At 61.5% G+C, this 26,325-nt stretch carries 28 protein-coding genes; 22 read left to right on the top strand and 6 right to left on the bottom strand.

Features of this window, described 5'->3' with window-relative positions; translation table 11 throughout:
- Positions 1 to 8: 8 nt before the first annotated feature.
- Genes BVH74_RS02770 through BVH74_RS02760 form a run of 3 tightly spaced genes read left to right on the top strand, consistent with a single transcriptional unit; the run spans position 9 to position 2,548 of the window.
- Positions 9 to 749: a FliA/WhiG family RNA polymerase sigma factor gene (locus tag BVH74_RS02770; protein ID WP_080048605.1), complete on the top strand. Its 741-nt coding sequence runs from the start codon at positions 9 to 11 to the stop codon at positions 747 to 749.
- Positions 750 to 755: 6 nt separating this feature from the next.
- The gene (motA, locus tag BVH74_RS02765) at positions 756 to 1,628 is read left to right on the top strand and encodes a flagellar motor stator protein MotA (protein ID WP_080048604.1); all 873 of its coding nucleotides are present in this window, start codon (positions 756 to 758) and stop codon (positions 1,626 to 1,628) included.
- Positions 1,625 to 2,548 carry a flagellar motor protein MotB gene (locus tag BVH74_RS02760; RefSeq protein WP_080048603.1) on the top strand — a complete coding sequence of 308 codons (924 nt, stop codon included), beginning with the start codon at positions 1,625 to 1,627 and terminating at the stop codon, positions 2,546 to 2,548. The genes motA and BVH74_RS02760 overlap by 4 nt, the downstream gene beginning before the upstream one ends.
- A gap of 220 nt (positions 2,549 to 2,768) precedes the next feature.
- On the opposite strand, the gene BVH74_RS02755 is transcribed toward BVH74_RS02760, so the two are convergent.
- From BVH74_RS02755 to flgA, 4 genes are all read right to left on the bottom strand, one after another.
- Positions 2,769 to 3,626, bottom strand: a complete 858-nt coding sequence (locus tag BVH74_RS02755; protein WP_080048602.1) for a winged helix-turn-helix domain-containing protein — start codon at positions 3,624 to 3,626, stop codon at positions 2,769 to 2,771.
- 250 nt (positions 3,627 to 3,876) lie between these two features.
- Entirely contained in the window at positions 3,877 to 4,716 is an 840-nt protein-coding gene (lafA, locus tag BVH74_RS02750) for a lateral flagellin LafA (protein ID WP_080048601.1), read from the bottom strand.
- Between the two features lie 261 nt (positions 4,717 to 4,977).
- Positions 4,978 to 5,808, bottom strand: a complete 831-nt coding sequence (gene lafA / locus BVH74_RS02745) for a lateral flagellin LafA (protein ID WP_080048600.1) — start codon at positions 5,806 to 5,808, stop codon at positions 4,978 to 4,980.
- Between the two features lie 290 nt (positions 5,809 to 6,098).
- Positions 6,099 to 6,875, bottom strand: a complete 777-nt coding sequence (gene flgA, locus BVH74_RS02740) for a flagellar basal body P-ring formation chaperone FlgA (RefSeq protein ID WP_080048599.1) — start codon at positions 6,873 to 6,875, stop codon at positions 6,099 to 6,101.
- 109 nt (positions 6,876 to 6,984) lie between these two features.
- On the opposite strand from flgA, the gene flgB reads away from it, so the two are divergent.
- The 17 genes from flgB to BVH74_RS02655 all read left to right on the top strand — a co-directional run bounded on the left by flgB (position 6,985) and on the right by BVH74_RS02655 (position 22,356).
- Complete coding sequence (flgB, locus tag BVH74_RS02735; RefSeq protein WP_080048598.1) at positions 6,985 to 7,350, top strand: flagellar basal body rod protein FlgB; 366 nt, start codon at positions 6,985 to 6,987, stop codon at positions 7,348 to 7,350.
- Between the two features lie 2 nt (positions 7,351 to 7,352).
- On the top strand, positions 7,353 to 7,781 hold the full coding sequence (gene flgC, locus BVH74_RS02730; protein WP_080048597.1) for a flagellar basal body rod protein FlgC: 429 nt from the start codon (positions 7,353 to 7,355) through the stop codon (positions 7,779 to 7,781).
- Positions 7,781 to 8,461 carry a flagellar hook assembly protein FlgD gene (gene flgD / locus BVH74_RS02725; RefSeq protein ID WP_080048596.1) on the top strand — a complete coding sequence of 227 codons (681 nt, stop codon included), beginning with the start codon at positions 7,781 to 7,783 and terminating at the stop codon, positions 8,459 to 8,461. The genes flgC and flgD overlap by 1 nt, the downstream gene beginning before the upstream one ends.
- 36 nt (positions 8,462 to 8,497) lie before the next feature.
- Positions 8,498 to 9,685 (top strand): flagellar hook protein FlgE, encoded by a 1,188-nt coding sequence (gene flgE / locus BVH74_RS02720; protein WP_080048595.1) that lies wholly within the window; start codon positions 8,498 to 8,500, stop codon positions 9,683 to 9,685.
- A gap of 9 nt (positions 9,686 to 9,694) precedes the next feature.
- Positions 9,695 to 10,426, top strand: coding sequence for a flagellar basal body rod protein FlgF (locus tag BVH74_RS02715; protein WP_080048594.1), 732 nt, complete (start codon positions 9,695 to 9,697; stop codon positions 10,424 to 10,426).
- A 13-nt stretch (positions 10,427 to 10,439) separates the two neighbouring features.
- A complete protein-coding gene (gene flgG, locus BVH74_RS02710; protein ID WP_080048593.1) occupies positions 10,440 to 11,225 on the top strand; it encodes a flagellar basal-body rod protein FlgG in 786 nt (261 codons plus the stop codon).
- Between the two features lie 4 nt (positions 11,226 to 11,229).
- A complete protein-coding gene (gene flgH / locus BVH74_RS02705; RefSeq protein ID WP_080048592.1) occupies positions 11,230 to 11,889 on the top strand; it encodes a flagellar basal body L-ring protein FlgH in 660 nt (219 codons plus the stop codon).
- A gap of 13 nt (positions 11,890 to 11,902) precedes the next feature.
- Complete coding sequence (locus BVH74_RS02700) at positions 11,903 to 13,006, top strand: flagellar basal body P-ring protein FlgI (protein ID WP_080048591.1); 1,104 nt, start codon at positions 11,903 to 11,905, stop codon at positions 13,004 to 13,006.
- Positions 13,007 to 13,008: 2 nt separating this feature from the next.
- A complete protein-coding gene (locus BVH74_RS02695; protein ID WP_080048590.1) occupies positions 13,009 to 14,064 on the top strand; it encodes a lytic transglycosylase domain-containing protein in 1,056 nt (351 codons plus the stop codon).
- Positions 14,061 to 15,425, top strand: a complete 1,365-nt coding sequence (flgK, locus tag BVH74_RS02690; protein WP_080048589.1) for a flagellar hook-associated protein FlgK — start codon at positions 14,061 to 14,063, stop codon at positions 15,423 to 15,425. The genes BVH74_RS02695 and flgK overlap by 4 nt, the downstream gene beginning before the upstream one ends.
- A 38-nt stretch (positions 15,426 to 15,463) precedes the next feature.
- A complete protein-coding gene (flgL, locus tag BVH74_RS02685; RefSeq protein ID WP_080051597.1) occupies positions 15,464 to 16,378 on the top strand; it encodes a flagellar hook-associated protein FlgL in 915 nt (304 codons plus the stop codon).
- A gap of 13 nt (positions 16,379 to 16,391) precedes the next feature.
- The gene (locus BVH74_RS02680; RefSeq protein ID WP_080048588.1) at positions 16,392 to 17,432 is read left to right on the top strand and encodes a hypothetical protein; all 1,041 of its coding nucleotides are present in this window, start codon (positions 16,392 to 16,394) and stop codon (positions 17,430 to 17,432) included.
- 225 nt (positions 17,433 to 17,657) lie between these two features.
- Positions 17,658 to 18,005, top strand: a complete 348-nt coding sequence (locus BVH74_RS02675; protein ID WP_080048587.1) for a tryptophan synthase subunit beta — start codon at positions 17,658 to 17,660, stop codon at positions 18,003 to 18,005.
- A 220-nt stretch (positions 18,006 to 18,225) separates the two neighbouring features.
- Positions 18,226 to 19,245, top strand: coding sequence for a thiosulfate ABC transporter substrate-binding protein CysP (cysP, locus tag BVH74_RS02670; RefSeq protein ID WP_080048586.1), 1,020 nt, complete (start codon positions 18,226 to 18,228; stop codon positions 19,243 to 19,245).
- A 12-nt stretch (positions 19,246 to 19,257) separates the two neighbouring features.
- Positions 19,258 to 20,124, top strand: coding sequence for a sulfate ABC transporter permease subunit CysT (gene cysT / locus BVH74_RS02665; RefSeq protein ID WP_080048585.1), 867 nt, complete (start codon positions 19,258 to 19,260; stop codon positions 20,122 to 20,124).
- A 9-nt stretch (positions 20,125 to 20,133) separates the two neighbouring features.
- Positions 20,134 to 20,973, top strand: coding sequence for a sulfate/thiosulfate ABC transporter permease CysW (cysW, locus tag BVH74_RS02660; RefSeq protein ID WP_080048584.1), 840 nt, complete (start codon positions 20,134 to 20,136; stop codon positions 20,971 to 20,973).
- A gap of 288 nt (positions 20,974 to 21,261) precedes the next feature.
- Positions 21,262 to 22,356, top strand: a complete 1,095-nt coding sequence (locus BVH74_RS02655) for a sulfate/molybdate ABC transporter ATP-binding protein (protein WP_080048583.1) — start codon at positions 21,262 to 21,264, stop codon at positions 22,354 to 22,356.
- Here BVH74_RS02655 and BVH74_RS02650 read toward each other — a convergent pair whose 3' ends face one another.
- Complete coding sequence (locus BVH74_RS02650) at positions 22,357 to 23,211, bottom strand: LysR substrate-binding domain-containing protein (RefSeq protein ID WP_080048582.1); 855 nt, start codon at positions 23,209 to 23,211, stop codon at positions 22,357 to 22,359.
- Between the two features lie 261 nt (positions 23,212 to 23,472).
- On the opposite strand from BVH74_RS02650, the gene BVH74_RS18860 reads away from it, so the two are divergent.
- A complete protein-coding gene (locus BVH74_RS18860; protein ID WP_080048581.1) occupies positions 23,473 to 23,724 on the top strand; it encodes a DUF1127 domain-containing protein in 252 nt (83 codons plus the stop codon).
- Positions 23,725 to 23,729: 5 nt separating this feature from the next.
- Here the strand turns inward: BVH74_RS18860 and BVH74_RS02640 are convergent, their stop codons facing one another.
- Complete coding sequence (locus BVH74_RS02640; protein WP_080048580.1) at positions 23,730 to 24,752, bottom strand: alpha/beta fold hydrolase; 1,023 nt, start codon at positions 24,750 to 24,752, stop codon at positions 23,730 to 23,732.
- Positions 24,753 to 24,902: 150 nt separating this feature from the next.
- Between BVH74_RS02640 and glnT the strand changes: the two genes are divergently transcribed.
- Positions 24,903 to 26,258: a type III glutamate--ammonia ligase gene (glnT, locus tag BVH74_RS02635; protein WP_080048579.1), complete on the top strand. Its 1,356-nt coding sequence runs from the start codon at positions 24,903 to 24,905 to the stop codon at positions 26,256 to 26,258.
- The last annotated feature ends 67 nt before the right edge of the window (positions 26,259 to 26,325 follow it).

Here is a 26,325-nt window from a genome sequence, read left to right as displayed (position 1 = left end):
GTGCCCAGATGAACGCCAACTGTGCCATCGATCACGATTACGGTTCGCCCCAGGGAGCGTCAGTGCTGCTGTCGGCGGCTGAGGAGCAGCGCTGGGTGCGTCAGTACCTGCCGCTGGTACGGCGTATCGTCAACCAGTTGTCGTTGCAGGCCAATCAGGTGCTTGATCGCGAGGACATGGAGCAGATTGGACTGATGGGACTGCTCGAAGGTCTGCGTCGTTACGGGGCCCCCGACGAGCACTTTGGACGCTTTGCCGCTCTGCGTATTCGCGGTGCCATTCTCGATGAACTGCGGCGCCAGGACTGGCGACCGCGCCAGGTGCGCCAGCAGGTGCATAAAGTTCGTGATGCGATTCGTGCATTGGGGCGGAGCCTGGGGCGTGAGCCCTGCGATGAGGAAATTCTCGCACATACCGGGCTCGACCAGCAGGGCTATCTCGACTTTCTCCAGGCCGATGCCGTCGAGGCGGTGGAAAGCCTCGACGACTTGCTGCAGAAGGGGCTGGAGCCTGGCGCGGAACAGAGTAACGGCTTTGAGGAGCGTTTGCTCCAGCAGCGGCTGCTGACCCAGGCACTGAGCCGGTTGACGGAGCGCGAGCGGCTGATTCTGACCCTTTATTACCAGCAGGAACTGAGTCTCAAGGAAATCGCCCTGGTCCTCGATCTGAGCGATGCCCGGGTCTGTCAACTGAGCAAGCAGGCCCTGAGCAAAGCCTGCGCCTTTCTAACCGCACATGCAGAGTCCTGAACCATCATGCTGAAAGTACTTGGATCCTTCATCATCATTGCCGGTGTTCTGGGTGGCTATGCCATGGCCAACGGTGACATGGCCATGCTCTGGCAGCCGGCGGAAATGGTCATCATCCTCGGCGCCGGGATCGGCAGCCTGATTGTTGGTAATCCCAAGGAAGTGCTGGGTGAAATGCTGACCCAGGCCAAGGGGGTGTTCATCTACCGGCGCCGGGGTGAAGAGTTTCAGCGTCAGTTGCTGATGCTGCTGTATGAATTGCTGGAAACGGTCGAGGTCGGTGGACTCAAGGCGCTGGATCAGCATATCGAAGAGCCGGAGGAAAGCGAGCTGTTCAACAAGTACCCGTTGATCAGTCAGGAGCGCAACCTGATGGCCTTCATCGCCGACAACTTCCGGCTGATGGCCATGGGCAAGATCAGCGCCCATGAGCTTGAAGGCTTCCTGGAGCAGGAGCTGGATGCCATGGAGGCGGCCTTGATGCAGCCCTCACGCTCGCTGCACAAGACCGGCGAGGCCATGCCGGGTTTCGGCATTTTGGCGGCGATCATGGGGATCGTCATTACCATGGGCCATATCGATGGCTCGGTGGCCGAGATCGGTAACCATGTGGCGGCGGCGCTGGTAGGAACCTTCTTCGGGATCTTTCTGTGCTACTGCCTGATGGGACCGCTCAGCAACGCCATGGGCTTGCGGATCAAGACCGAGCTGTCGGCGCTGGAGTGTGTGCGTACCACCCTGGTTGCGCATCTGGCCGGCAAGCCGACGTTGCTGGCGGTGGATGCCGGGCGCAAGTTGATCGAGCAGGACGTCAAGCCGGCGTTCAAGGAGCTGGAGGTCTGGGTCAACGACTTTGAAGAGCAAAGGGACGCGGCATGAAAAAGCGTGGCGCGAACCATGACGAGATAACCATCGTCAAGCGCAAGGCCAAAAAGGATCACGACGACGAACATAGTGGTGCCTGGAAGGTTGCCTTCGCCGACTTCACCATGGCCATGATGGCGCTGTTCATGGTGCTTTGGCTGGTTCAAGCGATGAAGAACGAGGAAGCGGCCAAGCACAGCAGTGAAGCGCTGGCCAGCCCGGTTTGGGAAGGCGGTGCCGGTATTTTTGATGGCACCAGCCCACTGTTGATCGAGAGCCTGGGTGACAGTGCGACGGTCTCCGTCGGTGATGAGCCGCCAGCACCAGCACGCTCACGCCAGCTTGAGTTGGATAGCCGGGAGCATCTGGGGCTGGCCGGGATTGAAGAGCTGCAGAGTCTGGCTGAACTGATGCGCGAGATGGCCGAGGCGGTTAACGCCGAGGCCAATCTGGAGGTGGAGGTGGTGCCCCAGGGCTTGCGGATTCTGGTCAAGGACGATCAGCAGCGGTTCATGTTCCAGCGCGGCAGCGCCGTACTTAATCCACACTTTCATGCCTTGCTCGGGCGTCTGGCTGCCGTGTTGGGGCGGGTCGACAACAAGCTGATCATCAGCGGTCATACCGATGCCACGCCTTATCGTGGTGGTGCTGGCTACAACAACTGGAACCTGTCTGGCGATCGGGCCCTGCGAGCCCGCAATGTGCTGGTCGAGGCCGGTCTGCCGGGGGCGCATATTCTGCAGGTTACCGCCCAGGCCGACGGCATGTTGCTACGCCCGGATGAGCCGGAAAGTGGCGCCAACCGGCGTATTGAGCTATTGCTGCTGACTATCCAGGCTGAAACCCTGTATCAGGAGTTGTTCGGCGAGCGTACTGCGCGGGTCGATTACTCTGAACAGGGTGCCGAGTACCGTGAAGGTACGGAGTCGCTCTAAATAGTACGCAGCCGCTATCAACCTCCACCCGCGTCATGGCGCGTAGCTGCCCACAGGGCCGTATGGATCACCACGGCACTACGTGCCTCGTGATGACGATTTGAGTGGTGTGGTGGCATCGGCACAGCGGGATGGTTGCCACTGTCTCGTCATGGCGAGGAGCGCAGCGACGTGGCCATCCATGAGGGCGTATGGGGTGCTGCGCGAGGGCTTACCTAGCTCAAGGCTGGCACCAGCGTAGCTGGCCGATATCGAGCTGCTCAAATTGCCCGCGGTGAACCATCAGGGCACTGGCGTTTCCCCCATGCTCGCAGAGCACCCGGTAATAACTTCCGTGTAAATCCAGGGTCAGTAGCCTCGGGCTGGTGTGGTCCTGCGGCAGGCGCTGGGCCAGTGTGCTGGCCAAAGGTTCGAGCGCATCCAGACTGGCATGGTCGATGGCAAACAGACGAATCTGTATCGGACCATGTTGCAGTTCGCGAATGCTCAGCTCCTGGGCCTGAATCTGCTGCGCACTATGGGGCCACAAGTTGAATATCAGACCGATAAGCGCCAGGCCGAGCAGGGCGCCGGCAAGCCAGTAACGCTGGGGGCGGCGCGGTGTGATGGCTGAGGACTGCGTTGGTCCTGGTGCCAACTCCGATCCTGGCTTCGGTGGTTGGGGCGGTGCTGGCGCGATAGTTGATTGCTGAATGATGTATTGCGGGTTGAACTGGTACCCTCGGCGCGGCAGGGTCTGGATGATTTCGCGGCCCTTTTCGTCACAAAACAGTTGGCGCAGCGAGTAAATCTGCTGATTCAGACTGCCCTGGCCGACGACCCGATCCGGCCAGGCGTAGGCCATTAACTCCTCACGCGTGACTACCTCTCCCGGTATCTTGAGCAGACGTTCGAGCAGGCGGCTACCGGCGTAACCAAGCTCGATTCGCTCTTCGGGTACTTCTGACTGGCGAATCACTACCTGGAACAGCGATGGGCAGAAGCACACGCAGCGACCTTCGCGCCCGGTACGCAGCAGCAACTGGCCCAGCGGTGTAATCGACTCTTGTGAGGTCGAAGATGTTTGTGGCGCATTCATGGGCAGGATTATCTGGCCCTCAAGATCTTGATTTGGCAGATACTTTGATTATTGGTCGGCATTGTGGCGTCTGCCGGGGGCGGTATGCAAGCCCGGGCACGGGCCTTTGGGCAAGCGGCTCAGCCCTGGGGTAATCCTGCTTGAACGCCAGAGCGGCTGTTTACAGGTATAGCGGAAATTTATGACTAGGGGAATACGACAACGCCCCCGACGAGGCGGGGGCGTTGCTGGCAACGGCTGTCGTGGCTGATTAGCCCAGCAGCGACATGACCATGCCTGGCATCTGGCCGGCCTGGCGCAGCATGGAGATGCCCGACTGCATCAGCATGCTGTTCTTGGTCATGTTGGCGCTTTCGCGAGCGAAGTCGGCATCCATGATCCGGCCCTTGGCCATCTCGGTGTTGTCGCGCATGTTAGCCAGGTTGTTGGCGGTGTGGTTCAGGCGGTTGATGTTGGCGCCGAACTGGGCACGCAGAGCGCCGATGTCGTCAAGGGCATCTTCCAGACTGTCCATGGCGGTGGCTGAGTTGGCGGCGTCGTCCAGCGTTTCGGCAGCCAGGCCAGTGATGGCGGTGGTCAGATCGCCGACTTCGGTGCTGACATCCAGGCTCAGTTGCTCAGTGCTGCTGGCACCGATCTGGAAGGTCATGGGGGCGAGGAACTTGCCGCCAGCGGCAAACAGGTTTTCACCGGCGTATTTGGTGTTGTCGCGGATATTGACCAGCTCGGCTTGCAGTTCATCGAACTCAGCCTGCAGAGCGGTGCGGTCTTCGTCGCTGTTGGTATCGTTGGCCGCCTGGGTGGCCAGATCCTTCATGCGCTGAACAATGTCAGTCATTTCATTGAACGCGCCTTCGGCGGTCTGCAGCAGCGATACGGCATCGCTGGTGTTGCGCATGGCCACGTCCATACCGCGGGACTGGGCGTTCAGACGGGTAGCGATCTGCAGGCCGGCGGCATCGTCAGCGGCGCTGTTGATGCGGAAACCGGTGCTCAGGCGCTGCTGGTTGGTGCCCAGGGCGCTGTTGGTTTTGCTCAGGCTGGACTGAGTGATCAGCGCTGAGTAGTTGGTATGAATGGACAGAGCCATGTTGGTCATCCTTTTCTGCAAAGTGAGAGACGGAAGCTGGCTGAAATATCGCCCGCTATGAAGGGAAGGCGACCGCCGCCGGCAGGCTATTAAATGGTTTTAAGCGGACAAAGCGTTGACTGTGATGCGGCGCTATATGTTTATGCTAGGAGCTGATGAGCGGCACCTGTCAGGGTCTTATGCTCGAGACTTTTCGGGACGCGGAAAGGACAACGCCCCCGGCGAGGCGGGGGCGTTGCTGGCAACTGCTGTCGCGGCTGATTAGCCCAGCAACGACATAACCATGCCCGGCATCTGGCCGGCCTGGCGCAGCATGGAGATGCCCGACTGCATCAGCATGCTGTTCTTGGTCATGTTGGCGCTTTCGCGAGCGAAGTCGGCATCCATGATCCGACCCTTGGCCATCTCGGTGTTGTCACGCATGTTGGCCAGGTTGTTGGCGGTGTGGTTCAGGCGGTTGATGTTGGCGCCGAACTGAGCGCGTACCGCGCCAATGTCGTCCAGGGTAGTTTCCAGGGCATCCATTGCGGCGGCAGCAACCGTGGCGTCGGCGAGGGTTTCGCTGCCATCGTAGGCGGACGGATCGAAGGTGCCGAAGTTGATGGTCAGAGCCAGGGTTTCATCGGAGCTGGCGCCAATCTGGAAATTGACCGCACCATCGAACTTGTTGCCGGTGCCGAACAGGTTTTCACCCGCGTACTTGGTGTTGTCGAAGATGTTGTTCAGCTCATCGGCCAGCTCGTTGTACTCGGCGGCCAGAGCGGTGCGGTCTTCGTCGCTGTTGGTATCGTTGGCTGCCTGGGTGGCCAGATCCTTCATGCGCTGAACAATGTCAGTCATTTCATTGAACGCGCCTTCGGCAGTCTGCAGCAGCGAGATGGCATCGCTGGTGTTGCGCATGGCCACGTCCATGCCGCGCGACTGGGCGTTCAGGCGGGTGGCGATCTGCAGGCCGGCGGCATCGTCAGCGGCGCTGTTGATGCGGAAACCGGTGCTCAGGCGCTGCTGGTTGGTGCCCAGGGCGCTGTTGGTTTTGCTCAGGCTGGACTGAGTGATCAGCGCCGAGTAGTTGGTATGAATGGACAGAGCCATGTTGGTCATCCTTTTCTGCAAAGTGAGAGTTGGAAGCTGGCTGAAGTATCGCCCGCTATGAGGGGAAGACGACCGTGATGGGTGGCTAATTAAATTGTTTTGAAAACTGCCTGGGCTGGCCGGCAACACCGTGGCTGCGGAGGGTTTCAGCATCGCGCGGGCGCGCGACGCTCCCCAGGTCAGCCCCCCATCTCCGTGCAGCCGCCTGGGAGTGTCGCGCGCCCGCGCGACACAGAGCCAACCGGCAACACAGTGCCATCAGATAATTCCAGCATCGCGCAGGCCGGGGGCTACCAGGTACTGGTCACCAGTGCCGGGCCCAGCACCTGGGCCTGAATTACCTTGTCGCTGCTGAGGTTGCGGACCCGGATGATGTCGCCGGGCTGGCCGTCGGCCAGGGCTTCGCCCAGGGTTGAGGCTTCAATGCCGTGCTGGCGGGCTAGGATGCGTACCTGCTGGCCACGACGTACTGCGGCGGCTTCGCTGAGCAAGCTGGGGTTGAGTACCTGATCGGTGCGCAGGCGACGACGGGCGCTCAAACCGATCACTTCATCCTCCCTGACCATGAAACCGCGCTGGGCGCGGGAGATGTTGATGCGCTGCCACTTCAGGTGTCCGGCTTCCAGGGGCTGACCGCGATCCACCGTAGTGGCGGTGACCAGCACCGGCAGGAACAGGTTCTGCTGGGTACTGACCAGCAAGCTCCAGCCGGGGCTGTCCGGGCAGCGGACTTCCAGGCGCAGGCGTTCGAGTGGGCTCGGCTGGCCGCTGGTCTGGGTCACGCGCACGGGCTGGGAGCAGGGGGGGAAGCCGCTGCTGTCGGTCAGCGGCGTAATGTTGAGGTTGTGGTTGAGATCCTGCCAACCCTGGCGCTGGGCTTCCAGTTCGATCAGTGCTTCCAGGTACTGGCTGACCGCCTGCTCGATCTGCTCGCTGGCGCTGTTGGCCAGGGCTGATGTGATCGGCAGCAGGAGGAGCGCCAGGCAGGCGGAAAGGGTTTTTCCCCACCGTTGTCCGCCGGTTTGGCAAAGCGGAAAAAAGGCGGCTTTGTGGGGCTTGCTACTCATTAAAACAACCTTTTATTTCAATTGCTTAACTGTTCATTTTGATGTCGGCATGGTTCCTGCATTGTGCGCATGGAAGTGTGCCGTCACGACTTTTGAACAGGGCCCGACAGTGAGTATACAGATCGACAAGGCATTGGGGGTGCATGTCCAGGCGCTGGAGCTGCGGATGCAGCGCAGCGAGATTCTGGCGGCCAACCTGGCCAACGAAAGCACGCCGGGATTTCAGGCCCGGGATATCGATTTCGCTTCCGCCATGCGTCGCCTTGAGCAGGGTGCGGGCATGTCTCTGAACGCTGGACTGTCAGCCCAGGAGCTGAAGTACCGGGTGCCGCACCAGGCCTCGCAGGATGGCAATACCGTGGAGCTGGGCGTCGAGCAGGCCGAGTTTTCCCGTAACGCCATGGATTTCCAGACCAGCCTGACCTTCCTGACCATGAAATTCAGCGGGCTGAAAAAAGCCATAGAAGGACAGTAAGCATGTCGTTCGATTCGATTTATCGCATTGCCGGCTCGGCCATGAATGCCCAGACCGTGCGACTCAATACCGTGGCCAGCAACCTGGCTAACGCCGAGTCGGCGGCCAGCAGTGAAGATGCCGTCTACAAGGCGCGCAAGCCGGTGTTCGCCGCCGTCTACGAGAACGGCGAACTGACCCGACCGGTCGGCATGGGCGGCGCCCATGTGCAGGTGCTGGATGTGGTGACCACCGGGCGTGATCCGCAGCGCCGCTATGAGCCGGGCAACCCGTTAGCCAATGCCGAGGGTTATGTCTATTACCCCGACGTCAACAGTATCGAGGAAATGACCGACATGATGTCGGCCTCGCGCAGCTTCGAGACCAGTGTCGAGGTGTTGAACCGGATCAAGAGCATGCAGCAGGGCCTGCTGCGACTGGGGGAAGTCTGATGACTACGGTTAATACGCAATATGGCTCGGGCAGCAGTTCGGCAGCCGGCAATGAGTCACCGCGCCAGGCGGTCAATCTCAGTGATGCGGCGCAGATGGAGAACACCTTCATCACCCTGATGACCGCCCAGATCCAGAACCAGGATCCGACCAATCCGCTCGATGGTACCGAGTTCCTTAATCAGTTCTCGGCCATGTCCCAGGTCAAGAGTCTGGAGAACATGGCGGCGCTGAGCCGCAACAACCTGATCCTGATGGACAACCTGCAAACCCTGACTGCAGCCGGTCTGGTCGGGCAGGAGGTCAAGGTGCAGGTCGAGCGGCTGCAACTGAGCGATCAGGTGGTCAGTGGCCGGATCAACCAGCAGCACGCTTCGGGCCAGACCCTGGTGCGCTTGACCGATGGCACTGGCCAGACCCATGAGATCCGCCTGGGCGGGCAGGCTGCCGGCGCGGTCAACTTCGAGATTGATCCGCAGGCCCTGGGGCTCAGCCCCGGCCATTATCTGATCGAGGTCGAGACCGATACCGGCGAGTATCCACAGGTTGAAGTGGCTGGCACGGTGGCTCAGGTACGGGTCAGCGATGAAGGGCCGGTACTGGAAATCGCCGGAGTCGGCAGCGTGCCGTTCTATTTGATCACCGAGTTTGGTCGGCAGCCGCTGACCGGGCTGATGTAATCCTTTGCAAGCACCTTTTTCGGGAGGCAGTACCCCATGAGTTTCAATATCGCCCTGTCTGGCCTGAACGCCGTCTCCGAACAGCTCGGGACCATCAGCCACAACATTGCCAACGCCGGCACCACCGGCTTTAAATCCTCGCGTGCCGACTTCGGCAGCGTCTATGCCGAGTCGCAGGCACTGGGGGTCGAGGTGCTGGGCAAGACCCAGAGCATTTCCCAGAACGGTACGCTGGTGGCTACCGGGCGGACCCTGGATCTGGGGATTTCCGGCGGCGGATTCTTCGTCACTCGCAGCACCAGCGGCGAGCAGATGTTTACCCGTGCCGGGGTATTCAATACCGACAACCAGAATTATGTGGTCAGCGCCACCGGCAGCCGGTTGCAGGGCTATCCGGTCGATGCCGCTGGCAACCTGCAGATGGGCGGGATCGGTGATATCCAGTTGCAGACCACCAACCTGCCGGCGCGGGCCACCGACAGTCTGAACTTCGTCGCCAACCTCAACGCCAACCAGGATGTACCGGCGCTGGCGCCGTTCGACCCGGACAACGCCGACACTTTCAACTCAACCTACACCACCAAGATCTACGACTCGCTGGGCCGTGAGCACACCCTGACCCAGTATTTCGTCAAGACCGCGGACAATACCTGGGAAGCCCATTACTACGCCGATGGCGCCGCTGTTGCTGGCCCGCAGGCGATCACCTTTGGTACCGATGGCGCCCTGACCGGGCCGGTCGGCACCGTCGCGGTCGGTTTCCCGGTGCCGGGTGCCAACCCGATCGCCATTGAGGTCGACTACAGCGGCACCAGTCAGTACGGCTCCGATTTCGTGGTGACCAGCAACCGGGCCACCGGTTACAGCGCCGGTGAGCAGACCGGGCTGGCGGTCGAGAAGGACGGCCGGATCTACGCCACCTATAGCAACGGCCAGCGCATGTTGCAGGGCCAGTTGGTGCTGGCCAACTTCGTCAATCCGCAGGGGCTGAAGAATGAGAGCGGCACCCAGTGGAGCGCCAGCGACGAGTCTGGCGATCCGTTGATCGGTATTCCTGGCGTCGGCCAGAACGGCCAGATCGCCTCCGGCTCGCTGGAAAACTCCAACGTCGATCTGACCCAGCAACTGGTCGGGCTGATGGAAAGTCAGCGCAACTACCAGGCCAACTCCAAGGTGTTGAGTACCGACAAGGAACTCACCCAGGTGCTGTTCAACGCGATCTGAGGCTGAGTCATGGACCGTTTGGGTTATACCGCAATGACCGCCGCCAGCCGCAGCATGCTGTCGCTGCAGGTGCAGGCCAACAACCTGGCCAACGTCAACACCCCGGGTTTTCGGGCTGACCTGGAGGCCGCGCAGGCTGTTGCAGTGCAAGGCTATGGCTATGACAGCCGGCATCTGGCGGTGGTCAGAAACTCCGGTGTCGATCTGCGCCCGGGCACGTTGATGGCGACCGGTCGACCGCTGGACGTGGCGATTCAGGGCCATGGCCTGATCGCCGTGGAAGCCGCCGACGGCAGCGAGGCCTATACCCGCCATGGCAGCTTGCAGGTCGACGCCGAGATGCGCCTGACCGTCAATGGCCGGCCGGTGCTGGGCGAGGACGGGCCGATCGTGCTGCCCGAATACGACAGTATCAACATCGGCAGCGACGGGGTGATTTCGGTCATGCCGCGTGGCGACTTCCTGACCCTGGAAGCGGGGCGGATCAAGCTGGTCGATCTGCCGGCCGAAGCCCTGAGCAAGCGGCTCGATGGGCTGCTCGCCAGCCAGGACGGCCAGCCGGCAGAACTGAATGATGGCGTGGTGCTGGTCTCCGGTCATCTGGAGTCGAGCAACGTGTCGGCGATTGAGCAACTGGTATCGACCATGAGCCTGAACCGGCTGTTCGAGACCCAGGTAAAAATGATGAAAGCCGCCGACGATCTGTCAACGGTCGGCAACCGCATGATGCGCGGCAGCTGAGGGGAGAGATGAAATGAGTTCAGCATTGTGGGTGAGCAAAACCGGTCTGGCCGCGCAGGACAAGGCGCTGTCAGCGGTGGCCAACAACCTGGCCAACGTCAACACCAACGGCTTCAAGAGCGATCGGGTGGTGTTCGAGGATCTGTTCTACACCATCGAAAAGCAGCCTGGGGCCCAGGCTGATCAGGTCAACACCGTGCCCTCGGGAATCCAGCTTGGCAGTGGCGTGCGGGTAGCTGGGACCCAGAAGGTGTTTACCGAAGGCAGCATGCAGACCACCGGTCAGCCGATGGATCTGGCGATTGTCGGTAACGGTTTCTTTCAGGTCGAATCGCCGGCCGGCGAGGTGTTCTACACCGAAAATGGTCAGTTCCAGCTCAATGCCGAGGGCCTGATGGTCAATGCACAGGGCCTGCCGCTGGTGCCGGCGATCGAAGTGCCGGCCGGTAGCAGCCGCTTTACCGTCAGCAGCGATGGCATTGTCACCGCGGTGCTGGCCGGAGAGGCGCTGCCGGTTGAGCTGGGGCAGATTACCCTGGCCAACTTCGCCAATCCGGCGGGTCTTGAGGCGCTGGGCGGCAACCTGTATCGCGAGACTATCGCCAGCGGTGAGCCGGTCGAGGGCGAGCCGGGGGCCGATGGCCTGGGTCAGCTCAAACAGGGCGTGCTGGAAGGCTCGAATGTCCAGGTGGTCGAGGCCATGGTGTCGATGATCGCGATCCAGCGCGCCTACGAAGCCAATGCCAAGGTACTGGATGCGGCCTCGGGCATGCAGCAGTTCCTCAATCAGACGGTATAAGCCGATGAAGCGCGCTCTTTGTCTGCTGGGGTTGCTGCTGCTGGGTGGCTGTCAGAGTTACGGCGGGTTGTATGCCGACGACGCCGAACTCTATGCCCCGGCCGAGCCCGACTACATCCTGCCCGAAGCCCAGGCGGGTGGGCTGTTCCGTAGCGGCTACAGCGGCTCGCTGGTCGGCGATCGGCGTGCCACCCGGGTCGGCGACATCATCACCGTGGTGCTGGAAGAGTCGACCCAGTCGAGCAAGAGCGCCGGCACCAGCTTCGGCAAGTCCACCAGCATGGGGGTCGGGGTGCCGACCCTGTTCGGGCGTGATATCGACCGGCTGGAAAGCTCGGCCTCAGCCGAGCGCGACTTCAGCGGCTCGGCGCGTAGCTCGCAGCAGAACACCCTGCGCGGCTCGATCGCGGTGACTGTGCATCAGGTGCTGCCGGGCGGCACTCTGGTGGTCAAGGGTGAGAAAGCCCTGCGCCTGAACCAGGGTGACGAGGTCATTCGGCTGACCGGGCTGGTGCGCGCCGACGATATCAACCGCTTCAATCAGGTGTCGTCGCAGAATATCGCCAATGCGCGTATTTCCTACGCCGGACGTGGGGTGCTGGCCGACAGCAACAGCCCCGGCTGGTTGACCCGGTTCTTCACCAGTCCTTTGTTCCCTCTTTGATCCGGAGCTGCTGATGCGTGTCGTTATCACCCTGTTGATACTGTTGGCGAGCCTGCTGGCCGCACCGGTCCGGGCTCAGGTCGCGCTGATGGATCTGGTGGATGTCGAGGGTATTCGTGGCAACCAGTTGATCGGCTACGGCCTGGTGGTCGGCCTGGACGGTACCGGTGACCGTAGTCAGGTGCGTTTTACCGGCCAGTCGGTGGCCAACCTGCTGCAGGAATTCGGCGTCAGCCTGCCGCAGAACGTCAACCCGAACCTGAAAAATGCTGCGGCGGTGATGGTGACTGCCGAGGTGCCGCCCTCCTTCAGTCCGGGCCAGAGCATCGATGTCACCGTATCGTCGCTGGGCGATGCCAAGAGTCTGCGCGGCGGCTTGCTGCTGATGACCCCGCTGCGCGGTATCGATGGTGAGGTTTACGCCCTGGCTCAGGGTGATCTGGTTGTGGGCGGACTGAATGCCTCCGGTGCCAGTGGCTCGAGCGTGGCGGTCAATAGCGCCAATACCGGGCTGATTCCCAATGGGGCGACCGTCGAACGCATGATTCCGAGTGATTTCGCCGAACGCCCCGAGGTGATGCTCAATGTCCGTCAGCCCAGTTTCCAGACCGTAACCCGGATTGTTGAGCGTATCGACGACATTTTCGGCCCGGGGACCGCCAAGGCCCTGAACGCCACCAAGGTTTCGGTCCGTGCCCCGGTGTCCAGTACCCAGCGCATGAGTTTCATGGCCATGCTGGAAGGGTTGCAGATCGAGCAGGGCAGGACCCGGCCCAAGGTGGTGTTCAACAGCCGCACCGGTACCGTGGTGGTCGGCGAAGGCGTGCGGGTCCGGGCTGCAGCCGTGGCCCACGGCACCCTGACCGTGACCATCAGCGAGAACCCGGAAGTCAGCCAGCCTGGGCCCTTCTCCGGCGGAGAGACCGCAGTTGTGCCGCGTACCGGCATTGAGGTGGCGCAGCAGGTCAAGCCTATGTTCGAGTGGCCCGAGGGCGCCAGCCTGCAAAGTATCATCAGTACCGTCAACAGCCTGGGCGCGACCCCGGATGATGTGATGAGCATCCTCCAGTCGCTGGAACGGGCCGGGGCCCTGAACGCCGAATTGATCGTAATGTGACCATGAATATTCTATCGCTAACCCATCCGCAGCAACGCCTGAGCGCCCACGGTGGCGCAGTCGACGCCCGTCGCCAGCAACTGGAGGCCGCCGCCGAGCAGTTCGAGGCCATGTTCCTGCAACAGATCCTCAAGCAGATGCGCAAGGCCGGGGACGTGCTCAGTGCCGATAACCCGATGCGTAGCCGCGACCTCGACACGCTGCGCGATTTCTATGATGAAACCCTGGCCGACAGCCTGGCCACCCGGCGCCAGACCGGCATCAGTGATCTGCTGGTGCAGCAACTGGCGGGTGATCAGGACGCCAGTGACCAGGCCCAGCGACTGGCGGCCATGGACCAGCAGCCGCTGCCGCGCAGCACGGCCAGTGCCAGCAGTTTTCAGCCGCTGGCCGATACCTGGCGGCGTGGGGTCGGACAACTGGAGCGGGTCTGGGAGCGGGGCAGTGTAGCGTTCCAGCGCCTGGTCGATAGTGTGGTCAAGCACGAGTCCGGTGGGCGGGTCGATGCGGTGTCGCCGGTCGGCGCGCTGGGATTGATGCAGCTGATGCCTGATACCGCACGGGAAATGGCCGGTGAACTGGGAGTGCCCTACAACGAGGCCCGGTTGCTGCAGGATGGTGATTACAACAAGCGCCTGGGCAGTGCCTACCTGAACAAGATGCTGGATCGCTATAGCGGCAGCGAAGTGCTGGCGCTGGCGGCCTATAACGCCGGGCCTGGTCGGGTCGATCAGTGGCTGCAACGTTTTGGCGACCCGCGTCAGCCCTCTGTCAGTGAGGCTGAGTGGGTGGAGCGGATTCCGTTTGCCGAGACCCGCAATTACACCCGCAACATTTTGCGCGATATCCGCCAGAGCACCGCCCAGGAAAGCTTGCCGCCCAGTCTGCGGCCATCGCTGAGTCGAGTCGGCAGCGAGTCCGCGAGTGAGACATTTAAGCCGCAGTCGGCGACGGTCGCCTTGGATGATCAAGGGCAACGCAGCACTGGCGAGCTGGCGCTGCGCTCGCCCGCCTTTGCCCCGACGATCCGGCCTGCCACCAAGGAGCCTGCCGCATGAGCCTGAGCCAGATTGCCTACACCGGTCTGCACGCGACACAGTTGGCGCTGACCGCGACCGGTCAAAATATTGCCAACGTGCATACTCCGGGTTTCAGCCGGCTGACTTCGGTAATGAGCTCGCTGTCCGGCCAGGCCGGACTGACCGCCGGTGGCGGGGTGCAGGTCACCAGTATCCGGCGTATGACCAGCGAGTTTCAGAATCAGCAGTTGTGGCGGGCCAATACCGAAATGCACGCCCATACCAGTGCCCAGCAGTATCTTGGCGCGCTGGAAAGCCTGATGAGTGGCGATGGCTCCAGTATCAGCATCGGCCTTGACCAGTTCTTCGCCGCGCTCAGCGAGCTGACCGTCAGCCCCGAGTCGCCGGCCCTGCGTCAGCAGGCGATCAGCGAGGCTGGCAACCTGGCTCAGCGCTTCAATGGCCTGAATGGCAATATCGACGCCCAGTTGCGTGCACTGCATGAGCAACGTCAGAGCATGAGCGTGGAGGTCAACGGGCTGCTCGGCAATATCGCCGAACTCAACCGGCAGATCGTCGCTACCGAGTCGGTGGGTGGCGACAGCAAAGCACTGCGCGACCACCGGGAAATTCTGGTCAAGGAGCTCAGCCAGTTCGCCGGTATCCGGGTCAACGAAGTCGATGATGGTTCGCTGACCGTATCGCTGAGCAACGGCCAGCCATTGGTAGCCGGCAGTACCGCCGGCCGGCTTGAGGTCAATCAGTTACCCAGCGGCGAGCAGCAACTGGCTCTGAGCTTTGCCACCTCCAGTTTTCCGCTGACCCAGGACAGCCTGGGTGGTGCGTTGGGTGGCCTGTACAAGGTCGAATACCAATCGCTGCGCCCGACCCAGCAGGCCCTGCATGGCATGGCCAGCGAGTTGAGCCAGGCAGTCAATGCGGTGCTGGCTGGTGGTTATGATCTGCAGGGCAACCCGGGGCAGCCGCTGTTCAGTTACGACCCCACCAGCATCACCGCAATGCTGACCGTCAACCCTCTCAGTGCTTCGGAGCTGGCGCTGTCAGGTGAGCCTGGCGAGGTGGGTAACAACCAGGCGTTGCTGGCCTTGCTGGAGCTGCGTCAGGCACCGATCACGCTCAATGGTAATCAGGTCACCCTCAACGATGCCTATGCCGGGCTGCTCGGCCAGGTGGCCAGCGACAGTCGGCAGAACCAGGCCGACCTGCGTTCGGCGACCGCTGTGCTGGAGCAGGCCCAGGCCCAGCGTGACAGCATCAGCGCGGTCAACCTGGATGAGGAGGCGGTCAACCTGATGAGTTACATGCAGGCCTATCAGGCCAACATGAAGGTGATTACCACGGCCAGCCAACTGTTCGACGACCTGTTGGCCGCGTTCTGACAACAACGATAAATCCGGAGTGACAAGGCCGCATGAGCATGCGCATCACCAACGCCCAGATTACCGCCATGATGCAGGGCTCAATGAATGCCAATTCGGCACAGTTGGGCAAGCTGATGCAGCAGATGGCGACCGGCCAGCGGCTATTGCAGCCTTCCGATGACCCGGTAGCCAGCGTGCGCCTGCTGCGCATCCAGCGCGAGGAGGCCAGTCTGGCCCAGTACCGGAGCAACATCGGCACTTTGTCCGGCAGCCTGGCGACCCAGGAGACCAATCTCACGGCGGCCTCCGATACCATGCTCAGCCTGCGCGACCTGTTGCTGTGGGCGGCCAACGACACCAATGGCGATGACGACCTGCGAGCGATCGCCGGGGAAATGGCCAACATCGAGCAGACGCTCGTGAGCTTTCTGAATGTGCGTGACGAGGAAGGTCGCTTCCTGTTTTCCGGCACTCTCAGCAATAACCCGGCGGTGACCTTCGATCCGCTCACTGGCAGCTATCAGGCCAGCGGCAATGACAAGCATCGCCAGGCCGCGGTGGCCAACGGCGTGCTGATTGACGAAAACGTTACCGTGATGGAAATCTTCGGCACTGACCTGGATTTCCTCAATCGTCTGCATGAACTGGTCGGCATGCTGCAGGACCCGCTGCTGGACGCCTCTGATCCGCTGCTCAAGCAGCAGTTGACCGACACTCTGAACGAGTTGGACCGTACTCATGTCAACCTGCTGGGGCAGGTCTCCGAACTGGGTGGGCGGCAAAATACCCTGACTCTGCTAGATGACAGCAATACTGAGGTGTCGTTGGTCAATCAGAAGATCGAGGGCGAGCTGTCGCAGCTCGATTACGCTGGCGCGAGTATTGATCTGAACCAGTACATGCTGGCCCTGCAGGCAACGCAGCAGACCTATTTGAAGCTGAATCAGCTAACCTTGTTCAGTCTGCTGTAAGAGGCTGGTACGCATGAAGATCGACAAGCAATTACCTGTAGTGACCCCGGTTGACCCGCAGGGGCGGCGTCAGACGGTGGTCAGGGAGCGCCCGCTGGAGCCCAGCCGGCAACCGGCGGTGGTTGCCGAGCAGCCGGCTGCACGGGCGCGCAAGAACAGCCGCAGCTCCGGCTACGGCCTGCAACTGAATCGCCAGCTCAGCGCCATGCAGTCAGCCGACAGCTATCTGGCCGATCTGACTGGCCGGCTCGACCAGTTGAAACTGTCGTTGAGCCGGCAACTGACCAGCAGCAAGGGTGAAGAGCGTCAGGTGCTGCGTCAGACAATCGACAATCTCAACCGTCTGCTTGAGCAGCGCTCCGAGCGCTCGGCCGGTAGTCTGGATGCCAATTTGCGCCTGAGCCTGAACGAGCCGGCCCGCAGTCGCTTCAGCCTGCCCGGGCTGGAGTCGCTTGAGGCACTGCAAGTGGCCGGGCGAGAAACCCTGATCATCAAGGCCGGGCGCCAGCAGTCCGAGCCCCGGGTGGTGGCCCTTGAGGAAGGGCTCAATGCCGAGCAGCTCCTGCGCCGCTTCAATAATGCCCTGATGCCAGTGGGTATCCGCGCCGAATTGAACGCCGAGGGTGACCTGCGCTTCAGTAGCCGTGAAGCGGACTGGAAGCGACTCCAGGGTGGGATCCAGGTACAGGGGGAAGGCCGGCTGTTCGAGGGCGGACAGTTTACCCAGCTGCACCCCCGCGAAGAGCGCTTGCTGAATCTGGATGGCAATAGTCGGCTGGACAACTTTCAGTCCCAGCGGCAGATGCTTGATGAGGTGGTCCAGGCCCTGGATCGGATTGCCCTGCTGCGTGACCAGCTGGCCCAGCGGCAGCAAGAAATTCGCGAGTTTCTGGCTCAGCAGAGCGATCAGGATGAACAGGAGTGGGCTCAGGAGTACGCCCGTTCGGTTTTCGGCCTGATGCACAAGGCCGCCTCCAGCTACGCAGCGGTGACCCAGGCAGTGGTTGCCCAGGCTAACCTGAACCGCTTTGCCGTGGTCAGCCTGCTGTCTTGAGCGCCCGGTGCGGCGCCTTCGGGGGAACCTGACGGTAGCGCCGATGATCCATGGAATCCGGGTCCAATGGCAAACAAAGATGCCCTACGGCGCTGATACTCCTGATAAAAGACGATGGCTGACTCTACAGATAAAAACGAATACCCTGGACACAAGGCGTCTGCCGGTACATCCTTCGAGGCTAAATTGTCGACTCGGCGCAATCAGGTCTGGCCGGAGGTATCCATGGTGTATGTACAGCGCGACGCGGAAGGCCTGCTGTTGCGTGTTGAAAGTGAACCGTTCGAAGGGATGACCGACACCCTGGCGGTCGAAAGCGAGGAGCTGGAAAGCTGGCTCAAGACCCGCGAAGAAGTACATTCCCGGCTGGCCAGCCTGAAGCAGACCGACCTTGACCTGATTCGGGTACTTGAGGATGTGGTCATCGTGCTGGTCGAACGTGGTGTGATCAGTTTTACCGACCTGCCCGAAGCGGCCCGTAACAAGCTGGATGAGCGGGCGCTGGCGCGTGCCGAGCTGGAAGGGCTTAGTAGCGAGATCAACGAGCGGCTCGGTAAACCACAAAAGCACTGAGCGTTGCTGCGCAACAAATACTTATGTCTTAGTGTTTGGAGTAATAAGCAAATCCGTATAACAAGCTTATTGTTCTAAAGGCCGGGCTTAGGTAGTCTGAATCTCCTTTAAGAAACATCCTGAACAAGCTTGTAGGAGTGCCCTGCGGGCGCGAAGCGGACGAGCATCTGCCATCGCACCTGCGGGGCGTTCTTACCTGAACTTTCAGCCGGAGGCTGTCATGTTGAACAAACCCCGTTGGATTACCCGTGTGGCCGGTGCCCTGGCGCTGACGGCCGGCTTGACGGCCGGTCCGGCTCAGGCTGCCGACCAGGAACTGCTGAACTCGTCCTACGACATCGCCCGCGAACTGTTTTCAGCCTATAACGAACTGTTTGCCGAGCACTGGCAGGCCGAAACCGGCAAGTCGGTCGAAATCAAGCAATCGCATGGTGGCTCCTCACGCCAGGCTCAGGCGATCATCCAGGGCCTGCGTGCCGATGTGGTGACCTACAACCAGGTGACCGATGTCGATATGCTGCATGAGCGTGGCAAGCTGATCCCGGCCGACTGGCGTGACCGACTACCCAATGCCAGCTCGCCCTACTATTCGACCATGGCGTTCCTGGTGCGCCAGGGCAACCCGAAGAATATCCATAACTGGGACGATCTGGCCCGGGCTGACGTCAGCTCGGTGCTGCCTAATCCCAAGACCTCGGGCAATGGCCGTTATACCTATCTGGCGGCACTCGGCTATGCGCAAAAAGCTCACGGTGATGATCAACAGGCGATTGATAACTACCTGCGCACCTTTCTCGGCAATGTTGCGGTGTACGACACCGGTGGTCGCGGCGCCACCACCACCTTCGTCGAGCGTGGTATCGGTGACGTCCTGCTGACCTTCGAGTCCGAGGTCAACAACATCATTGCCGAGTACCCGGATGGCGGTTATCAAGTGGTGGTACCCAAGGTCAGCTTCCTGGCTGAGTTTCCGGTCGCCTGGATTGACCGTAATGTCCAGCGCAACGGCACTGAAGAACTGGCCAAGGCTTACCTGGAATACCTCTATAGCGAACCGGCCCAACGCCTGATTGCCGGGTTCAATTACCGGGTGCATGATGAAAAGGTCCAGGCCGAGTTCGCCGAGCGCTTCCCCGAGCTGGAACTGCTGCCGATCGAGGCCATTACCGGTGACTGGGAAACCGCCATGCGTGAGCATTTTGCCAACGGGGCCAAACTTGACCAGTTGCAGCGCCGTTAAGCGGGGTCTTGCATGAGTTCAGCGCCCCGCGGCGTTTCCTCGTTGTTCTCCAGTAATCCCGGCAAGCGCGTCTTGCCGGGATTTGCCTTGAGTATGGGGATCTCGCTGCTGTTTATCAGCCTGGTTCTGCTGCTGCCGGTTACCGGTCTGATCGTCGAAAGTGCCGGCATGAGCTGGGCCGAGTATTGGGCGGTGATCAGTGACGAACGGGTCGTGGCCTCCTACCGGGTGACCCTGTGGGCGGCGCTGATCGCCTCGCTGGTCAATGGTTTGATCGGGCTGTTGCTGGCCTGGGTACTGGTGCGCTACGAGTTCCCCGGCAAGCGCCTGGTTGATGCGATCATGGATCTGCCTTTCGCCCTGCCCACCGCGGTGGCCGGTATCACCCTGGCCGCGCTGTTTGCCGAAAACGGCTGGTACGGCCAGCTGTTTGCGTTGTTCGGCATCAAAGTGGCCTTTACTCCGATCGGTATCATTATCGCCATGTCTTTCACCAGCCTGCCGTTCGTGGTCAGAACTGTGCAGCCGGTGCTGGAGGATCTGCCGACCGAGGACGAAGAAGCGGCGGTGAGCATGGGCGCCTCGGACTGGACGGTGTTTCGGCGCATTCTGTTTCCGGCCCTGTGGCCGGCGCTGATGACCGGTATCGCGTTGTCGTTTACCCGCAGTCTGGGCGAGTTCGGCGCGATCATCTTTATCGCCGGCAACATGCCCTACATCAGTGAAGTCACCAGTCTGATGATCTTCATCCGGTTGCAGGAGTTTGATCATGCCGCCGCCAGCGCGATTGCCTCGGTGGTGCTGCTGGCCTCGCTGCTCCTGCTGCTGGCGATCAACCTGTGGCAGGCGCGTTACCTGCGCCGCCTGCATGGACGCTGAGGGCTGCAGATGAAAAAACTCGGTGGTATGCGGGTTGGTGACCAGCCCTGGGTCAAATGGAGCCTGATCGGCCTGGCCGTCAGCCTGACCGTGTTGTTGCTGGTGATGCCGCTGGTGATCATTTTCGTTCAGGCCTTTTCCGGTGGCGTGCAGACCTACTGGGCCAACCTGACTGACCAGTACACCCTGCGCGCCATCAGTCTGACGCTGTTCGTCGCGGCGCTGACGGTGCCGATCAATCTGGTGTTCGGGGTGTTTCTGGCCTGGCTGGTGACGCGCTTCGAGTTTCCTGGGCGCAAGCTGCTGATTACCCTGATCGACATTCCCTTCGCGGTATCGCCGGTGGTGGCTGGCCTGCTTTATCTGCTGTTGTACGGCAGCAATGGCTGGCTCGGTGGCTGGCTGATGGAGCGCGATGTGCAGTTGATGTTCGCCTGGCCGGGCATTGTCATGGTCACGGTGTTCGTCACTTGTCCGTTCGTGGCCCGCGAGCTGATCCCCCTGATGCAGCAGCAGGGGCGTGAGGAAGAAGAGGCCGGGGTGGTGCTGGGCGCCAGTGGCTGGCAGCTGTTTCGCCGGGTAACGCTGCCGAATATCCAGTGGGCGCTGCTCTACGGGGTGGTATTGACCAATGCCCGGGCGGTCGGCGAGTTCGGTGCGGTGTCGGTGGTGTCCGGCAATATCCGCGGCGAAACCAATACCTTGCCGCTGCATGTCGAGCTGCTGTACCAGGATTACAACGCGGTCGGGGCTTTTACCAGCGCCTCGCTGCTGGCCGGGATCGCGCTGCTGACCCTGCTGGTCAAGAGTTTCGTCGAATGGCGCCAGGCCCGCCAGCGGGTGCCCTAGGGTCTGTTGACGTTTCATCGCAACCGCGCCGGCGCCTGTTTTTGCGCGAGGCAAGGCGCGAGATGCGAGGTTTGGTGGGCCAAATAAGCATTGAGCAACGCAGCATCGCGCAAAAACAGGCCCGGCCCTTCGGGTTGCGCGTAAAATGTCGCCATGCGTTGTTGTGGGACTTGGCAAGGGAGCGACCATTACCTGCGTCCCACGCCTAGCCTGGCGACATTTTTCGCAGCAACGTGGTTTGCGATGAAACGTCAACAGACCCTAGCATGAACAACAGGATCTTCGCTGATGAGTATTTCCCTCGAACGGATCAACAAGTCGTTCGGCAATTTCCAGGCGCTCAACGACATCTCGCTGGAGATCGGTGACGGCCAGCTGGTTGGGCTGCTGGGGCCCTCCGGTTCGGGCAAGACCACTCTGCTGCGGATCATTGCCGGGCTGGAGAGTGCCGACGGTGGCCGCATTCTGTTTCAGGGCGAGGATGTCACCGGCCAGCATGTGCGTGAGCGGCGCGTCGGCTTCGTGTTTCAGCACTATGCGCTGTTCCGCCACATGACGGTGGCCCAGAACATTGCCTTTGGTCTGGATGTGCTGCCGCGCAAGCAGCGCCCGGCGGCGGCCGAGATTCGCCGGCGGGTTGGCGAGCTGCTGGAAATGGTACAACTGGCGCATCTGGCTGAGCGCTATCCGTCGCAACTGTCGGGCGGGCAAAAGCAGCGCATCGCCCTGGCCCGGGCACTGGCCATGCAACCGCGCATTCTGCTGCTGGACGAGCCGTTCGGGGCGCTGGATGCCAAGGTGCGCAAGGATCTGCGGCGCTGGCTACGCAACCTGCACGATGAACTGAATTTCACCAGCGTGTTCGTCACCCACGATCAGGAGGAAGCGCTGGAGCTGTCCGATCAGGTGGTGGTGATGAGTGCCGGGCGTATCGAACAGGTCGATCGGCCGCAGGCACTCTATGCCAAGCCGGACAGTCGCTTCGTGTTCGATTTTCTGGGGCATGTGAATGTGTTCGCCGGGGCGTTGGATGGGCGCGAAGTGCGCCAGGGCGAAGGCTGGGTGCGTCTGCCGGAGCCGGCTGGCGCCGGGGGCGAGGTGCAGTTGTATCTGCGCCCGCATGAGGTGCGCCTGCAGTTGCATGCGGTTGAGCATGCCCACCTGCCGCTACAGGTCGAGGCGATCAATCTGATTGGTGCCGAGGTGCGTCTGGAACTCAGGCCGTGCGGTTGGCAGGCCGATGAGTTGTGGGAGATCGGCATTACCCACGCCGAATACAATGCCTGGCAGCCACAGCGTGGTGACCGCTGCTATGCGGTGCCGGATGTAGGTCATCTGTTTGAGGCCCGGGGCGGCCAGCCGCGCACGCTGTACTGGGGCTGATCAGAGCCGGAAGCCTTCGGCGATATGCTCGGCCAGGCATTCGGTGATGGGTGAACGGGTCTGTGGATTGCGCAGCAGCACGATGCTGGCCGAGGGCATGTCGGGTAATCCTTCCTCTTTGCCAACGATCCGCATATGGGCGGGTATCAGGCTCTGCAACTGCGCGGTCAAGGCCAGACCGGCGCCAACCACGGCCATGATCGCCGAGAGGCTGGGGCTGGTGTAGGCCACCCGGTAGTCACGGCCCATGGTGTCGAGGGCGTTGCAGGCCCATTCGCGGCAAAAGCAGTCGGCGTTGAACATGGCCAGCGGCAAGACGTCGCTGCGGTGCAGGTCAAAGCCGGCGGCCTGGGCCCAGACGATCTGCTCCTGACGCAGCAACTGGCCAATTTCCTGGCCCGGCTGGCGGGTGACGATGGTCAGGTCCAGATCCTTGCGCTGCAGCAACTGGTACGAGGGTTCACAGTGCATTTCCACCTGGACCATGGGGTAGGCCTGGGCGAAGCGCGACAGCACCTCAGGCAGAAAGCGCATGACGTAGTCGTCAGGAGTGCCGACCCGGACGCTGCCGACCATGTGTGGCGCGCGCAGACTGTTGAGCACTTCACCCTGCAATTTGAGAATTCTACGGGCATAGCCGAGTAGCAACTGACCTTCGGCGGTCAGGCTGAGCTGGCGACCATCTTTCTGGAACAACGGGCGTTCCAGCACATCATCTTCCAGGCGCTTCATCTGCATGCTTATCGCCGATTGGGTACGGTTCAGGGCTTCGGCGGCGCGGGTGAAGCCGCCATGGTCGGCAATGGCGACGAAGCTGCGCAGCAGTTCGCTGTCGATAACGGGGTAGTGGGCCATGCATCAAATCCTAAGATGGGTTGCATAAAAAACATTCGTTGGATTGATGTTAAACCCGGCGCGACACTGACGCCATCCTGAATAGGAGGATGGCTGATGAAAGGTGAAAGGTTATTGCCCCGTGCATGGGGAACGCTGATCAAAGAGCGTGCGGTGTTTACGGCATTGACGCTCGACGGTTCTGGACACGCTGTGAAGCCGTCCCTGGCCGCTCGACGATGCCCGTCCAGGGCATCGACGGTCCAAAACCGTCGAGCGCCAATGCCGTCAGTGGACTCCGGTGTGTTGAATCAGCGTTCCCGGCCTGCTGACGTGGGTTGCCAGGTCCAGTTCAAACCGCAGGTCTGGTTCACGCGTCTCTGGCAACGCATTCAACGTTGGCGCCGGGTGGCCTATGAACGGCGTTTGCTTGCGTCGATGGACCACGGTGCGCTCAAGGACATTGGCCTGAGCCGGGCCGACGCCCTGCGTGAAAGTCAGCGACCGTTCTGGGATGAGCGGCCGGGGGAGTAGGGGGCTCAGGCGTTCAGCAGTTCGGCGCAGGCGCGCAATATTTGCCGGGTGTCGGCTGGGTGCCGGCCCGGGGCACCGGCGCAGTGGCCCCAGTCCGAGTGCAGCACTCGTAGTTCGGCATCAGGCATGCGCCGTGCTTCCCAGGCGGCATCCTCGGCGGTGAAGTAGAGGTCGGTGCTGCACGGCATGATCAGGGTTTTGGCCCGGATGGCGCCTAGGGCGGCGGTGAAGTCGGTGTTGAACTGCGGGTTGGCGCTGATATCGCCACGGCGCCAGGTATCCAGCATGCACAGCAGGTCGTTGGCGTCCTGAGCCAGGTGGTCCTGTTCCCAGTAGGCGAGCAGAGCGTCGATGTTGTCGAACCCCAATTGCCGGTACAGCGCATCACGGTAGAAGGCCTGGCTGTAGGCCCAGCCGGCGTAGACCCGGGCGAAGGCCTTGAGGCCGGCGCGGGGCGGGCTCTGGTAGTGACCGTTCTGCCATTGCGGGTCGCAGGTCAGGGCGGCCTCAACGCCATCGAGAAACACCCGGTTGTGCGGCCAGCAGCGGGCAGTGGCGCAGATGCTGAGAATTCGGCTGACCCGCTCGGGATACAGGCAACCCCATTGCAGCGCCTGCATGCCCCCCATCGACCAGCCGAGCACCAGCGCTGGGGCGGCATCGGCAAAGCGTGCTTCAATCAGTTGCTTCTGTGCCCGCACGTTATCGGCCAGGCTGATGGCCGGAAAGTGTGCGGCGTGTTGGGGCGTCGGGCTGTTGCTGGGTGAGCTGGACTGACCGTTGCCGAGCAGGTTGGGAATCAGGATGCAGTAGCGGGCTGGGTCCAGCGGGCTGTGCGCACCAACAAGGGGCAAATTGCCCAAGTGTGTTCCACCATAGTACGTCGGCAGTACGATCAAGTTGTCGCCAGCGGCATTCAGTTCACCCAATTTCAAGTAGCTAAGTTGGCCGTCATACAGAGTCTGGCCATTCTGCAGGGTCAGGTTGCCGAGTCGATATGTCTGCACAAGCGGCTGATTTTCTTTCATTTTCCATTTCTCCCGAAAGCGTAGTGAGAGCGGCGGCGGCTGGTCGCGAAGTGCCTGGTTAATATCTATACATGCATGCTGGCATGTATGTTGAATGAAAGATTCGTACCAGGCGCCACGGGTGCGCCGTTCAACCGTTGGAGTCATGTCATGTCCGCATCCACTGAAGCACTCAAGCAATCGTTGCAGACCAAAGGTGTGAAGTACGCGCTGGCCGGTTATGTTGATCTGCATGGTGTGATCAAGGGCAAGTTCGTGCCGCTGGATCACCTGGGGCGTATGCTCAAGGGCTCTGAGCTGTTCACCGGGGCAGCGCTGGATGGAGTGCCGCAGGACATTAGCGACAACGAGGTGGCAGCGATGCCGGACACCGATACCGTGACTGTCTGTCCGTGGAATCCGGAGCTGGCCTGGTTCGCCAGTGATCTGCACCTGGACGGGGCGCCGTTCGAGGCCTGCTCACGCAATATCCTCAAACGTCAGGTGGCGGCGGCCGCCGACATGGGGCTGACCTTCAATCTGGGGATCGAGACCGAGTTCTTCCTGTTTCGTGATACCGAAGATGGCGGCTTCGAGCCGCTCAGCGCCCGCGATACCCTGGCCAAGCCGTGCTATGACCCGCGCACCCTGATGGACAACCTGCCGATTGTCGGCGAACTGGTGGAAGCCATGAACGCCATGGGCTGGGATGTCTATTCCTTCGATCACGAGGATGCCAACGGTCAGTTCGAGACTGATTTCACCTACACCAATGCCCTGCACATGGCCGACCGGCTGGTGTTCTTCCGCCTGATGGCCAACGAAATTGCGCGCAAGCACGGCGGCTTTGCCAGCTTCATGCCCAAGCCATCGGCCAACCGGACCGGCAGTGGTGCGCACTACAACATGTCGCTGGCCGACCGCGAGAGCGGGCGCAACCTGTTCGATCCGGCCGCCGGCGAGGATCCCTATGGCTGTGGGGTGACGCAGATGGCCTATCACTTTATCGGTGGGGTCATGAAGCATGCCAAGGCCATCAGTGCGGTGATTGCACCGACGGTCAACAGCTACAAGCGCCTGGTGCGCAAGGGGGCGATGTCCGGCTCGACCTGGGCGCCGGTATTTGTCTGTTACGGCAACAACAACCGCACCAATATGTTGCGCATTCCGTCGCAGGGTGCCCGGGTCGAATGCCGCGCCGCCGACATTGCCTGCAACCCTTACCTGGGCGCGGCGCTGATTCTGGCGGCGGGTCTGGAAGGGATCCGCGAGGGCATCGATCCAGGCCAGCCACACCGCGAGAACATGTACAACTACAGCGATGCCGAGGTCCGTGAGCTGGGTATCGAGATGCTGCCGCAGACGCTGGGCGAGGCGATTGAGGCGTTTGCCGCCGACCCCCTGTCAAAAGCCGTATTCGGCCCGGCGATGTTCGACAGCTTCGTTACCTTCAAGCGCCGCGAGTGGAGCGAATACCACACCCATGTCTCGGACTGGGAACTGAACCGCTATCTGAAGTTTTTCTGATCACGGCCGCGCCAGGCAAAGCTGGCGCGGCTTTTGCTGTACCGGAGGCAACACCCAAATCCATTCA

Source organism: Halopseudomonas phragmitis (genome assembly GCF_002056295.1).
Lineage (GTDB): Bacteria > Pseudomonadota > Gammaproteobacteria > Pseudomonadales > Pseudomonadaceae > Halopseudomonas > Halopseudomonas phragmitis.
This window is presented reverse-complemented; position numbering and strand designations above follow the sequence as displayed.

Excerpts from the sequence above, each read along its gene's own strand:
- BVH74_RS02770 (WP_080048605.1), top strand. The coding sequence starts at position 9 with ATGAACGCCAACTGTGCCATCGATCACGATTACGGTTCGCCCCAGGGA.
- motA (WP_080048604.1), top strand. The coding sequence starts at position 756 with ATGCTGAAAGTACTTGGATCCTTCATCATCATTGCCGGTGTTCTGGGT.
- BVH74_RS02760 (WP_080048603.1), top strand. The coding sequence starts at position 1,625 with ATGAAAAAGCGTGGCGCGAACCATGACGAGATAACCATCGTCAAGCGC.
- BVH74_RS02755 (WP_080048602.1), bottom strand. The coding sequence starts at position 3,626 with ATGAATGCGCCACAAACATCTTCGACCTCACAAGAGTCGATTACACCG.
- lafA (WP_080048601.1), bottom strand. The coding sequence starts at position 4,716 with ATGGCTCTGTCCATTCATACCAACTACTCAGCGCTGATCACTCAGTCC.
- lafA (WP_080048600.1), bottom strand. The coding sequence starts at position 5,808 with ATGGCTCTGTCCATTCATACCAACTACTCGGCGCTGATCACTCAGTCC.
- flgA (WP_080048599.1), bottom strand. The coding sequence starts at position 6,875 with ATGAGTAGCAAGCCCCACAAAGCCGCCTTTTTTCCGCTTTGCCAAACC.
- flgC (WP_080048597.1), top strand. The coding sequence starts at position 7,353 with ATGTCGTTCGATTCGATTTATCGCATTGCCGGCTCGGCCATGAATGCC.
- flgD (WP_080048596.1), top strand. The coding sequence starts at position 7,781 with ATGACTACGGTTAATACGCAATATGGCTCGGGCAGCAGTTCGGCAGCC.
- flgE (WP_080048595.1), top strand. The coding sequence starts at position 8,498 with ATGAGTTTCAATATCGCCCTGTCTGGCCTGAACGCCGTCTCCGAACAG.
- BVH74_RS02715 (WP_080048594.1), top strand. The coding sequence starts at position 9,695 with ATGGACCGTTTGGGTTATACCGCAATGACCGCCGCCAGCCGCAGCATG.
- flgG (WP_080048593.1), top strand. The coding sequence starts at position 10,440 with ATGAGTTCAGCATTGTGGGTGAGCAAAACCGGTCTGGCCGCGCAGGAC.
- flgH (WP_080048592.1), top strand. The coding sequence starts at position 11,230 with ATGAAGCGCGCTCTTTGTCTGCTGGGGTTGCTGCTGCTGGGTGGCTGT.
- BVH74_RS02700 (WP_080048591.1), top strand. The coding sequence starts at position 11,903 with ATGCGTGTCGTTATCACCCTGTTGATACTGTTGGCGAGCCTGCTGGCC.
- BVH74_RS02695 (WP_080048590.1), top strand. The coding sequence starts at position 13,009 with ATGAATATTCTATCGCTAACCCATCCGCAGCAACGCCTGAGCGCCCAC.
- flgK (WP_080048589.1), top strand. The coding sequence starts at position 14,061 with ATGAGCCTGAGCCAGATTGCCTACACCGGTCTGCACGCGACACAGTTG.
- flgL (WP_080051597.1), top strand. The coding sequence starts at position 15,464 with ATGCGCATCACCAACGCCCAGATTACCGCCATGATGCAGGGCTCAATG.
- BVH74_RS02680 (WP_080048588.1), top strand. The coding sequence starts at position 16,392 with ATGAAGATCGACAAGCAATTACCTGTAGTGACCCCGGTTGACCCGCAG.
- BVH74_RS02675 (WP_080048587.1), top strand. The coding sequence starts at position 17,658 with ATGGTGTATGTACAGCGCGACGCGGAAGGCCTGCTGTTGCGTGTTGAA.
- cysP (WP_080048586.1), top strand. The coding sequence starts at position 18,226 with ATGTTGAACAAACCCCGTTGGATTACCCGTGTGGCCGGTGCCCTGGCG.
- cysT (WP_080048585.1), top strand. The coding sequence starts at position 19,258 with ATGAGTTCAGCGCCCCGCGGCGTTTCCTCGTTGTTCTCCAGTAATCCC.
- cysW (WP_080048584.1), top strand. The coding sequence starts at position 20,134 with ATGAAAAAACTCGGTGGTATGCGGGTTGGTGACCAGCCCTGGGTCAAA.
- BVH74_RS02655 (WP_080048583.1), top strand. The coding sequence starts at position 21,262 with ATGAGTATTTCCCTCGAACGGATCAACAAGTCGTTCGGCAATTTCCAG.
- BVH74_RS02650 (WP_080048582.1), bottom strand. The coding sequence starts at position 23,211 with ATGGCCCACTACCCCGTTATCGACAGCGAACTGCTGCGCAGCTTCGTC.
- BVH74_RS18860 (WP_080048581.1), top strand. The coding sequence starts at position 23,473 with ATGCCGTCAGTGGACTCCGGTGTGTTGAATCAGCGTTCCCGGCCTGCT.
- BVH74_RS02640 (WP_080048580.1), bottom strand. The coding sequence starts at position 24,752 with ATGAAAGAAAATCAGCCGCTTGTGCAGACATATCGACTCGGCAACCTG.
- glnT (WP_080048579.1), top strand. The coding sequence starts at position 24,903 with ATGTCCGCATCCACTGAAGCACTCAAGCAATCGTTGCAGACCAAAGGT.